The following is an 11,025-nucleotide window of genomic DNA, read 5'->3' as shown; positions in this document are numbered from 1 at the left end:
GATTTCTACCGCGCGATCGGCGCTCAGGTCGAAGCGCGGATATTCGGCACCTACGTTGATGCGGCCCGTTCCTCTTGCGCAACCGCCAGCAGCTGAGACATGGTCGTGCGCAGTTGCGAGGGATCCAGCGGTTTGTGCAGCACCTGATAGCCGCTGGCGCTGGCCTGGCTGATGCCTTGCGGCGAGGTATCGCCTGTGACGATGATGGCGGGCACGTCTGCGTTCAGCGTCCTGAGCACGGCGCCGATCACGTCGATGCCGGTAATGTCGGCGGCCAGCCGGAAATCGCTGACCACCAGTTGCGGGCGATCCGCATCGTCGCCGAGCATGGCCAGCGCCTGTTCCAGTGAGCGTGCGGCAAGCACCCGGTAGCCCCAGCTCTGCAACAGGATCTGCATGCTGTCGAGGACTTGCTTGTCGTCGTCCACTACCAGCACGGTCTCAGTCCGGTCGACGACACTTGCGGGTAAACCGGCGGCTATCGGCTCGGCAACCACCATGCCGGGCGCGCGGCAATCCGGCAGACGCAGATAAAAGCAGGAACCCTTGCCCGGCACCGAACGCAGATCGACGCGCGTATCGATCAGTCTGGCCGTGCGCTGCACGATGGCGAGGCCGAGGCCCAGCCCCTGCTCGCGATCGCGGGCGATATTGTGGATTTGGTAGAACTCGCGAAAGATGGGTTCGAACTGATCAGCGGCGATGCCGACGCCGGTGTCGTATACGCAGATGTCCAGCGCATCCTGATCCTGGCGGCGCCGGCACGCCAGCAGGATTTTTCCTTTTTCCGTGTACCGCACGGCGTTGGAAAGCAGGTTGGCCAGGATGTTGTGCAGCAGGACAGGATCGGTGTCGGTCCAGGCCGATGTCGATCTGATGTGGAGTGTCAGTCCTTTGGCGGCGGCGGCCTGAGAGAACTGATTACCCAGCGCGGAGAAAATTTCCTGCAGGGCGAAACGGCGTTTTGCGGTCTGGATGACGCCGGCGTCAAGACGTGAAATGTCCAGCAATACGTTGAGCAATTGCGACATGCTGCTCAGCGCCGATTGCAGCCGGCCGGCGAGCATGTCGACCGTGCCGCGTTCGATGCGCGGCGCCTGAGCGACCGTGCGCAAGGTGGCGATGTAAAGCCCGAGCGCATGCGCAGGCTGGCGCAAATCGTGGCTGGCCGCCGCGAGAAACTGCGACTTGCTGCGATTGGCTTGCTCGGCGCGTTCCTTTTCCTCGGTCAGCTGGCGGATCAGTTCGACGTTTTCAAATCGCAGCGCGATGGCGTCGCGCACCGTGCGTTGCATCACGCGGCTGTACGCCAGATTCACGCCCAGCAAAAACAGCGAGAGCACGCCGAGTACCGAGAACAGCGGCGTGCCATGCGCGAACGATCGGATCGCAAACGGCAGGACGGTCGGCAAGGCATACGCGTAGTAGGCCGGCCAGAAGGAAGACAGCGAGGCGACCGAGCCGCCGGTCATCCCGGCCAGGACAATGCAGATGTATACCGTGACCACTGCATTGTCGGGCGCGAAGAACAGCAATCCCATCGCACCCCACAGGCAACCGGAAACCGCCGCCCATGCAACGTAGCGCCAGCAGCGCCGGGAGGTCGGCTGGCGTCCGGCGGGACCGCGCAGGTCGCGCCAGACCACGATGATGCGCAATATCGTGAGCAGATAAATCGATGCCGCCCAGCCCAGCAGCAGGGTATGGGCAAGCTGGCCCCAGAGCAGGAAGATGGTCAGACTGACCACCATGATGTTGCCGAAGAAAATCGGTGGCGACTGGCGGTAGAGCGTGTTGACCAGTTCCAGGTACACCGCCTGGTTTTGAGTGGGAAGCAGACGCGTCATTGTTGTTTGGCGTGGTTCGCGGTCTTTGACTGCCGTGGTCGGGAGGCCGGCGGACTTGCCGGGCGGAATGACAGTTTATTGTAATATCGTCGTACTGTCGGCGTTGGAAGCCGACCAGCGATCGGGGAAAAAGGCGCAAGGCCTTGATAAAGGGATAACAAAAGCATGAAGAAAATTGTGCTCGCCGAAGACCACGCCATCATTCGCGACGGCCTGAAGCTGCTCATTTCCAGCAGGTCCAATCTGCAGGTGGTGGCCGACACCGGCGACGGCGGTGATGTCGAGCGGCTGTTGCGGGAGCATGAGGCCGACCTGCTGCTGCTTGATCTCGACCTGCCGGGTTGCCACGGCATCGAGCTGACGCGCCGGATCAAGGCGTCCTCCACGGCATCTCGTGCGGTGCGCGTGCTGATCCTCACCGCCAGCCCCGGCGCGGCTTCCGTCAAGGCGGCCTTCGAAGCGGGTGCGGACGGCTATGTGCTCAAGCACGAAAACGCCGAGGAACTGCTCTACGCGATCTCGCTGGTGCTCTCGGGCATCGTCTATCTGAGCAAGGGCCTGGGCGATTTTGCCGAACGTGTGGATGGCGCGGACCTGCCGGCGCAGGCTGCGGCAATGCCGATCACGGCACGCGAACAGGAAATCCTGGCGCTTATCGCACACGGCGAATCCAGCAGCGATATTGCGGACCGCCTGAATCTCTCCGTGCTGACCGTACGCAAGCATCGCCAGAATCTCATGAGCAAGCTGTCACTGCATAACGTGGCGGAAGTCACGGCCTATGCCCTGCGCAGCAAACTGCTTTCGTCCTGAGGCCGGATCGCGGCAACAGCTTTTTCAGCATGCCTAAATACTACATATGCAGTATTTACCCCGGCGTGGCCGACTCGTAACATGAGTGCGCACAAAAACATCGTTGCGCATCATCGCGCAGCGCCAAGGGGTCAGCATGCCATTCACTCGTCAGCCGGTCGCCAGGCCGCGCCATCGCCGGAGCCGCGCGCTTCCCATTCCTTCACTGATCGGCGCATCGCTGCTGCCTCTGCTCGGTCTCACGAATGCAGTCCAGGCGCAGACGTTGCCGGGCATCAGCGCGGCCAACATCGCGACCATGGATCTGGAAACGACCCTGCAGCAAGTACAGCAGCAGCGGACGCAGGTGCAGAAGCAGCAGTCGTCTGACGGCACCGCCGCCAACCTCGCCTACGCCAGCAAGCTCAGCGCCGCACTGACCGTGCTGCGTCAGCAACTGCAACAGAATCCCCGACCTACAGCGGAACAAAAACAGCAATTAGCGCAAGTGGAGCAAAGCCTGACCGCGCTCGCAAAAGTGACGCAAGCGCTGGCGCAGCCGGCAAAGCAGGGGCAATCGTCATCGACGTCGCAAGAGCAGCAGCAACTCTTGCAGCAGATCGCGCAGTCCGTGCAATCGATGCTGGCGCAATCAGGGAACCCAGCGGGGAGTCCGGTGAACAGCCCGGAAAGCACCAAAACACAGACCAAAACACAGACCGAATCAAAGAACGAGCCTGAGACCAAGACCTCGCCCGGTAGCAAGATGACGACCGCGCCGGAATCGCAATCGCAGGAAATCGCCAGACCGGGCGTCGAAAAATCGCCTGGCAAGTCGCCCGCCAAACCGGCTACGACCAGCGAAGTCATGATGCATCTGGCAGCCGGCCAAGGCGACGGCGCCGCCCAGGCGCAAGCCGCGATACCGGCCGCCTCGACCGCCTCGACCGGTGCTGCACGCACAGCGGACGCCGCCCCGGAAGGCGGGGCGCCTCAATCTCCTGCCGGCGGCGCCACCCCCGGGAACGGCAGCGGTTCCAGCACGCCCGCGAGTTCTGAGCCCACCAGCGCCACCGCTGCAGGCGCCAGCGGCGTCACTACCGTTGGCATCGCCGGAGTATCCACCGGCGCAGTAGCGGCCGGTGCCCTGGCCATCGCCGTCGCTGCTGCCGCCGCAGTCTCGAGCGGCGACGGCACTTCCACGACAACGCAAAGCGCGCTGCAACAGCAACAGCAGCAGCAAGCCTCCACGGCCGCCACCGCCGCCCAGCAACAGGCCTTTAACTATGTCACGGCCGGTCTGGTCACCCCGCTGGCGAGTATTCCGTCTTCCTTGTCGGCGACCTACACCGGCCCGGTCAACGGCACGCTCAATTCCGGAGCGAGTATCGGCGGAACCCTGTCGGCATCGGTCAATTTTGCCACCATCCGGAGCGGCGCGCCGAGCATCGCAGGCGGCATCACGTTCAACGGCAATCAGGGCAGCACGTCGTTCAACCTGACGCTGTTGGGCGGCTACGTCGGCGGCTCCATGTCCGGCACCTATGCGGGACAAAACGTCACCGGCTTCATCATGAACGGGCAGTTCTTCGGTCCTGCGGCAGAACAACTGGCAGGCGCCTGGTCCATGCAGAACACCGGCGGTTCGCTGAGCGCAACCGGCACGTTCAAGGCCAAGCAATGACGCCGCTGCACTGCTGGCGACGTCTCGCCGCCATGCCGCCAGGCGATTGCATTTCTGATCCCATCTCTTTGAACTGACACCGATGCGCGCTTCTTTTCAGCCCCGCCATTTCAAGCCTTCCTGGCCTTCCAGCTCTTCTGCTGCGCCGGAGAATTGTCCTGCACGCTTCAGCAAACTGCCGCAGGTCGCGTGGCTGACGATGGTCTTGTGTATTACCGCCGCCGCGGGCAAGGCGTATGCCGCTGAGGCGGATACAGCGATTACTCCGATGGCTGCGGTAGAACAACAAAACGCCACCGAACTTGCCTTCGCACGGCGCGCCTTCGCCGAGCGGCGTCCCGATCTGGCCTGCGCCATGCTGAAAGACACGCCGCCGGTGGACGACACCGAAGCCGAGCGCATGCTGCTGCTGGGACGCTGCTCCAGCGCCACGCATGACCGCGTCCAGGCCGAGCTATACTATCGGCGCGCGATCGCGCTGGCGCCGGCCGATGCCACGCCGAAGATCGAACTGGCCGGGCTGTATCTGGCCATGGGTCGCCAGGGGGATGCCGCGCCGTTGCTGGGACAGGCGGCCGACGCCAGCGAAGGCCAGGCGCGTACGGACCTCGACCTGCTGGCCTCGCGGCTGCGTCCCAACGATCCGGTTTCGGCCAGCCTGAATTCAAAAGACAAGCCGTGGGCGGTGCAGCTGTATGCCGGGCTGACCTGGGACGACAACACCAACGCCGGCCCGGTGTCGCGTAGCGTGCCGGCAGTGATCGGCGGCATTCCGGTCACCTTCGACCTGCTGCAGGAATCCATGCCGCGCGAATCCGCCGGCGCCGCGCTGGGTCTGAACGGCAGCTACGCGCTGCGACTCGACGATCGTTTCTCGCTGCTGTTCCAGGCCGGGTGGTTCGGCACCGGCTACTTCGATCGCCAGGACTACAACAACGACAGCACCACCCTGGCGACGGCGCTGGTCTATAGTCATCAGGCATGGTCCGCCAGCCTGCAACCCAACGTGCGCTATACCCGTCTCGACGGACGCCTGCAGGAAACTACGCCCGGCATCGTGGGACGCGTCGCGCGCGCCATCAGCGACACCGTCTCGCTGACGGCCACTGCCGGCTATGCCAAACGTACAGTCCACACAGATAGCACGCGCAACGCCGATGCCTGGCAAGGCGGCGTGGGCGCCATCGCGCAGCTGGCGCCCGACCTGCAAGTAGGCGGCGAGTATCTGCTGCAGCGAGAGCAAGCTCAGGCTGCCGTGTATTCGCGCCGCCTGTCCGGCCCCAGCGCCTATCTGCAATACCGTATCCGGCCTGACCTGCTGCTCGGCGCCAACTTCAGTTACACCGACGTGCACTACGATCAGACCATGCCGCTGTTTACACAGCCGCGCACCGATCGCCAGGTAGTCAGCTCGCTGTCGGCGCTATGGGACATCAGCCGCTACGCCGGCCGCAATATGGTGGTGCGCGCGCAATACACGCACATCGACAATCCTTCCAACATCGCCTACGGCTACTTCCGCCGCAACATGGCCAGCCTGGGCGTGCAGATGCAATTCTGATTTACGCCGGATGCGCAACGATCAGACGTAAACGATTGTGCCGGCGCAGGATTGGTACAACGTCAACGCAACTTCAGCACACCGCGACGCACGCGCCAACTTTGTGAATAACCTCGTCTTCGCACGTATTGTGTGCGACCTCTTCCAGCTTCACCCGCCGCCGTTCACGCAGCTTTCAAGCTGAACACCGGACAGCCCTGCAGGCCAGACCCCGCGCCGCTTCTACGCCTCCCGCCGGTTCCATTTTCCACCGCCCAGTTGTGCGCGTTTTCTGGCACGGCTTCTGCTTGGTGTCGTGTTCACCACGATGGATTATGCATTATGCATAGTTATCCAAAAGAAACATCAGGCAACACTTTTGACTCATCCGCCGGCGGCAACGCCGGCATTTTTTAACGGAGCAAATGTTGGAGAACCGCCTCGAAGTCCAGAATCTGAGCCACGCCTTCATCAAGGCGAACGGCGAAGAGATCCGTATTTTTCAGAACCTCAATTTCAGCGTCGGCAAGGCCGAGATCGTGGCCATCGTCGGCCGCAGCGGCGCGGGCAAGAGCACGCTGTTCAACCTGATCTCGGGCTTGCTGACGCCGAGCGCCGGCAAGATCGCGCTGGGCGAAAAAGCCGACGGCACGCCGGGCAGCATCGCCTACATGCTGCAAAAGGATTTGCTGCTGCCGTGGCGCACGATTCTCGACAACGCCGTGCTCGGCATCGAACTGCACCGCGCGGTGACCGAGGCCGACCGCACGCGCGCCAGGGCGATGCTGGCCCGCTATGGCCTGGAGTCGGTGGCCAACGCCTATCCGCATTCGCTGTCGGGCGGCATGAAACAGCGCGTTGCCCTGACGCGCACGCTGCTGGCCGATCCGTCGGTGGTGCTGCTGGACGAACCGTTCTCGGCGCTCGACTATGAGACGCGGCTGATGCTGGAGAACGACGTCATCAGCCTCACCCGCAGCGAAGGCACCAGTGTGATCCTGGTGACGCACGACATCGACGAAGCCATCGCGATGAGCAACCGCATCGTGGTGCTCGGCGGACGTCCGGCCAAGATCACGCGCGAAGAAAAAATCCTGCTCACCGTCGACGGCGTCACCGATGGCGACCGCGACGCAGTGACGGCGCGCGGTGCGCCCGAGTTTCCCTTGTTTCACAAGGAAATCTGGAATGCGCTGCGTGCGAGCGATGTTGCGCATGCCGCCATCTGAGCGAAGGAAAGGATTCCATGAAAAAACGTAATGGCGCGACGATGATCGTCACCACCATCCTGATTGTGCTGGTCATCCTGTGGCAGATGGCGGCGCAGGCCGGCCTGATCAACGGCCAGCTGCTCGGTTCGCCGCTGGGTATTTACCATTCGGCCGTGATCGGCCTGACCAAGGGGCAGCTGCTGTACGACACCTGGGTGACGCTGTGCGAGACGCTGTTCGGCCTGGTGCTGGGCAGCGGCCTGGGCATCGTGCTGGGGCTGGTGCTGTGGTTCTATCCGCGCACCTCGGACATCGTCGAACAGTTTTCCATCCTGCTCAACAGCATTCCGAAGATCGCACTCGGCCCGCTGATCATCATCTGGTTCGGCTCGGGCATGGTGTCGAAAATCTGGCTGGCCGGCATCTCGACCTTCGCGGTGGCGATGATCTCGGCCTGCGCGGCGGCGCAGGAAGTCGACAAGGATTTACTGAATCTTTTCAAGTCGTTCAAGGCGCCGCGCGCGATGATTTTCAAGAAGCTGATCGTGCCGGCGTCGGTGCCGTGGATCTTCTCCATCTTCCGCATCAACATCGGCTTCGCGCTGATCGGCGCGGTGGTGGGCGAATTCATCGCATCCGAAAACGGATTGGGACATGCGGTGTTCGTCGCCGGCTCGCTGTTCGATCTCAATAGTGTCTGGCTGGGCGTCATCATTCTGACGCTGATGGCCGCAGTTCTTACCTGGGTTGTCCAATTAATCGAAGAGAGGATCGTTTCATGGAAAGTACAACAATGAAGTACGCTCGCAATTTGTTTGGCGCCACATTGATTGCGGCGGCTTGCGCTGCAGCGCCGGTCAGCAATGCCGCAGAAAAGGCGGTGATCTATCAGGCCTTCCAGTCGATTCAGTATCTGCCGCTGTATGTGGCGATGAACGAAGGCCTGTTCGCCAAGCACGGTCTGGAAGTGCAGAAGGTGACTGCCGGCGGCGGTGCGCAAGGCGTGGCGGCGGTGATCGGCGGCCATGCGGATTTCTCGCTGCAGGATCCGATGACGGCGGTGCTGGCCAACCTCAAGGGCGCATCGCTGGTGAACGTGGCGATGGTGGTGTCGGGCGTGCCGGTGTGGATGGTGGCGCCGCCGAATTCGCCGATCAAGTCGATCGCCGATCTCAAGGACCAGACGATTTCCGCTGCGCTGCCGCCGTCGACCAGCACCTACCTGCTGCAGAATCTGCTGAAGGAAAAGGGCTTGTCCAACGTCAAGCTCAACACGGTCTCGATCGGCACCGAAATCTCGCCGGTGACCGCCGGCCGCGCTGCTGCGGCGACGCTGTATCAGCCGCAGGTGGAGCAGGCCCTGGCGAACGGCTACAAGATCGTCTACGACTTCGCCAAACAGTATGACGGCGTGTATGCATTCTCGACCATCGACACGCTGAAGTCGACGATCCAGAAACGTCCGCAAGTGGTGCAGGGTTTTGTCAGCGCCATCGCCGACGCCGAGAAGCTGATGCAGAGCAATCCGCAAGTGGCGTATCGTGTCGCCGTGGCGGAATTCCCTTCGCTGGACAAGAGCGTGGTGGAAGCCGCCGTGAAGCGCCTGCTGGATCAGAAGATTTATCCGGCAACGCCGTCGATTTCCAAGCAGGCATTCCAGGCCGGTCTTGACCTGCAGATTTCCATCGGCAACATCAAGGCGGGCGAAGTCACTTACGATAGCGCGGTGGACAACAGCTTTGCCGAAAAGGCGAGCAAGTAGGTAGCAAGGCAAGTAGCAAAACAAGTGGGCAGACCGGTATGCCTGGTGCATCCGGTCGGCAACTTTGCCATTCATTCTGAAGAGCGGATCATGAGCACATACACGCAAGAGACAAACCAGGCGGCGCTGGCGATGGCGGTCGCGACGGCGGACCGCATCGAGGGCACGCTGAAGGCCTTCACCCATCGTCCGGACGCCTATCCCGACGTCGACGCCGGCACGGGTCCGCTGGCCGGTATCCCGGTGGCGGTCAAGGATCTGATCGACACCGCCGACATGCCGACCACTTACGGTTCGAAGATTTTTCAGGGCTATCAACCGCAGAAGGACGCCTGGATCGTCAGCAAGCTGCGCGCAGCGGGCGCGGTGATTTTCGGCAAGACGGTGACCACGGAGTTCGCCTGGCGCGATCCGGGCCCTACCGTCAATCCATGGAATACCGGACACAGCCCGGGCGGCTCGTCGAGCGGCTCGGCGGCAGCCGTCGGCGCCGGCATCGTGCCGATCGCACTGGGCACGCAGACGGTCGGCTCGGTGATCCGTCCCGCATCGTACTGCGGTGCGGTGGGCTACAAACCGACTTACGGCCTGATCCCTACCGAGGGTGTGCATGCGCTGGCGCCGACGCTGGATCATCTGGGCTTCATCACATCAAGCTTCTACTGGGCCGCCGTCTGCCACGCGATCATCGCGCGCGACAACGCGATCGCGGCGCCGGCATCGGCCAAGGCATTTGCTGCAGGCGTGAAGCCGCGCAAGATCGGCGTCTATCGCTCCTCGCAATGGGCGCAGGTGGAAGGCGATGTGCAGCAGAACTTCGACGCCGTGGTGCGCCGTCTGGAAGCGCTCGGCGTGGAATGCGTCGACGCCGATCTGGGCATGGACATCCGCGCTCTCAACACGCTGGTGGTTGACGTGCTCGCCTACGAGGCGCGCGCCGCGATTCACGACGACATCAAGGACGACGAAGCACTGGCCGGTCCTTACACGCGGGAGCTGGTGAGCCGCGGCGCGACGATATCCAAAGAAACCTATCTGGGTCTGATCGAACAGGTCGGCGTGCTGCGCGCCGGGCGCGATGCCTTGCTGAAGGACCTCGATGCGATCATGACGATCACCTCGCCGACCACGGCGCTCAAGGGACTGGAGAAGACCGGCGACGCGTCCTTCTGCGCACCGGCGACGCTGCTCGGCTTGCCGGCGGTGACGACGCCGTCAGGTTTCTCGGCCGACTTCCTGCCCTACGGCGTGCAGCTGATCGGACGCGCCGACGGCGATCTGGCGCTGCTGCAAACCGGCCAGTGGCTGAGCACCATCCTGCCGTCGATGAAACCGGCTTCGCTCTGATGCTGACGTGGACCGGCGCGGTGCTTGCGCCGGTTCACCATGCAAGACAAAATACGCCTGCAGCAACATAGCAAGAGCTCAACCGATTGAGCCGCAAGCACCGGCGAACCAGAACATCGCCCGCCAGCCGAGACACCCCATAGAAGCCGCGCATGCCGAAAGCCTTCAAGACCATTGAACAACACGTTCTCAGCCTGCTGAGAAACGACATCCTTGCCGGCAAATACCGTCCCGGCGACAAGCTGCGGCAGGACGAAGTCGCCAAGCGTTTTGAAGTCAGCACCACGCCGGTGCGCGAAGCCTTCCGCGGCCTGCGTTCGGAAGGCCTGGTCCTGATCGATGCCAACAAGGGCGTGGTGGTCAAAGGGCTGACGGTGAAAGACGTCGCAGAAATCTACGAACTGCGCATCGCGCTGGAGCCGCTGCTGGCAAAGAAAGCCGTAAGCTTGATCACCCCTGAATCGCTGGAAGCGGCGAACGCCATCCACGAAGAAATGTGCGCCTCCACCGACCCGCATCAATGGTCGGCGCTGAACCGCGAATTCCACATCAAGCTGATGATGAGCGAGGAAGATTCGCGGCTCTACGAGATCGTGAAAAACCTGCTGGTCGTCGCCGAGCCCTATGTGTCGCTCTCCATCTTCATGCATCCCAAGATCCTGCAGGTGGACAACGAAGAACACGGCATGATCCTCGAAGGCTTCAACAAGAAGAACGGCCGGCTGGTGCAAAAAATCGTCAAGCAGCATCTGGAGCAAACCCTGGCCGCCATTCAGGATTCGGTCAACGAGAAGACCTTGCGGCAGATGGCCGCACCGGCAAAGACATCAGCCAGATAAGCC

The 11,025-nt window shown here is 62.5% G+C and carries 9 protein-coding genes; 8 read left to right on the top strand and 1 reads right to left on the bottom strand.

The genetic code is table 11. The features are described 5' to 3' along the window. Positions 1 to 50: 50 nt before the first annotated feature. Complete coding sequence (locus AKL25_RS13830; RefSeq protein ID WP_050478273.1) at positions 51 to 1,847, bottom strand: ATP-binding response regulator; 1,797 nt, start codon at positions 1,845 to 1,847, stop codon at positions 51 to 53. 165 nt (positions 1,848 to 2,012) lie between these two features. On the opposite strand from AKL25_RS13830, the gene AKL25_RS13825 reads away from it, so the two are divergent. The 8 genes from AKL25_RS13825 to AKL25_RS13790 all read left to right on the top strand — a co-directional run bounded on the left by AKL25_RS13825 (position 2,013) and on the right by AKL25_RS13790 (position 11,022). Then, positions 2,013 to 2,660: a response regulator gene (locus tag AKL25_RS13825; protein ID WP_050478272.1), complete on the top strand. Its 648-nt coding sequence runs from the start codon at positions 2,013 to 2,015 to the stop codon at positions 2,658 to 2,660. A gap of 136 nt (positions 2,661 to 2,796) precedes the next feature. Further along, positions 2,797 to 4,323, top strand: a complete 1,527-nt coding sequence (locus AKL25_RS13820; protein ID WP_157050645.1) for a HupA family protein — start codon at positions 2,797 to 2,799, stop codon at positions 4,321 to 4,323. An 82-nt stretch (positions 4,324 to 4,405) separates the two neighbouring features. Beyond that, positions 4,406 to 5,884, top strand: coding sequence for a surface lipoprotein assembly modifier (locus AKL25_RS13815; RefSeq protein WP_050478268.1), 1,479 nt, complete (start codon positions 4,406 to 4,408; stop codon positions 5,882 to 5,884). 404 nt (positions 5,885 to 6,288) lie between these two features. After that, positions 6,289 to 7,092 (top strand): ABC transporter ATP-binding protein, encoded by an 804-nt coding sequence (locus tag AKL25_RS13810; protein ID WP_050478267.1) that lies wholly within the window; start codon positions 6,289 to 6,291, stop codon positions 7,090 to 7,092. A 17-nt stretch (positions 7,093 to 7,109) separates the two neighbouring features. Then, positions 7,110 to 7,871, top strand: coding sequence for an ABC transporter permease (locus AKL25_RS13805; RefSeq protein ID WP_050478266.1), 762 nt, complete (start codon positions 7,110 to 7,112; stop codon positions 7,869 to 7,871). Then, the gene (locus AKL25_RS13800) at positions 7,853 to 8,836 is read left to right on the top strand and encodes an ABC transporter substrate-binding protein (RefSeq protein WP_083444707.1); all 984 of its coding nucleotides are present in this window, start codon (positions 7,853 to 7,855) and stop codon (positions 8,834 to 8,836) included. Before AKL25_RS13805 ends, AKL25_RS13800 begins: the two co-directional genes overlap by 19 nt. 90 nt (positions 8,837 to 8,926) lie before the next feature. Further along, on the top strand, positions 8,927 to 10,183 hold the full coding sequence (locus AKL25_RS13795) for an amidase (RefSeq protein WP_050478388.1): 1,257 nt from the start codon (positions 8,927 to 8,929) through the stop codon (positions 10,181 to 10,183). Positions 10,184 to 10,335: 152 nt separating this feature from the next. Next, complete coding sequence (locus AKL25_RS13790; RefSeq protein ID WP_050478263.1) at positions 10,336 to 11,022, top strand: GntR family transcriptional regulator; 687 nt, start codon at positions 10,336 to 10,338, stop codon at positions 11,020 to 11,022. Positions 11,023 to 11,025: the final 3 nt, after the last annotated feature.

This window comes from Herbaspirillum rhizosphaerae (assembly GCF_001189965.1).
Classification (GTDB): domain Bacteria; phylum Pseudomonadota; class Gammaproteobacteria; order Burkholderiales; family Burkholderiaceae_D; genus Herbaspirillum; species Herbaspirillum rhizosphaerae.
This window is presented reverse-complemented; position numbering and strand designations above follow the sequence as displayed.

Coding starts and splice junctions, on each gene's coding strand:
- AKL25_RS13830 (WP_050478273.1), bottom strand. CDS start 1,847: ATGACGCGTCTGCTTCCCACTCAAAACCAGGCGGTGTACCTGGAACTG.
- AKL25_RS13825 (WP_050478272.1), top strand. CDS start 2,013: ATGAAGAAAATTGTGCTCGCCGAAGACCACGCCATCATTCGCGACGGC.
- AKL25_RS13820 (WP_157050645.1), top strand. CDS start 2,797: ATGCCATTCACTCGTCAGCCGGTCGCCAGGCCGCGCCATCGCCGGAGC.
- AKL25_RS13815 (WP_050478268.1), top strand. CDS start 4,406: ATGCGCGCTTCTTTTCAGCCCCGCCATTTCAAGCCTTCCTGGCCTTCC.
- AKL25_RS13810 (WP_050478267.1), top strand. CDS start 6,289: ATGTTGGAGAACCGCCTCGAAGTCCAGAATCTGAGCCACGCCTTCATC.
- AKL25_RS13805 (WP_050478266.1), top strand. CDS start 7,110: ATGAAAAAACGTAATGGCGCGACGATGATCGTCACCACCATCCTGATT.
- AKL25_RS13800 (WP_083444707.1), top strand. CDS start 7,853: ATGGAAAGTACAACAATGAAGTACGCTCGCAATTTGTTTGGCGCCACA.
- AKL25_RS13795 (WP_050478388.1), top strand. CDS start 8,927: ATGAGCACATACACGCAAGAGACAAACCAGGCGGCGCTGGCGATGGCG.
- AKL25_RS13790 (WP_050478263.1), top strand. CDS start 10,336: ATGCCGAAAGCCTTCAAGACCATTGAACAACACGTTCTCAGCCTGCTG.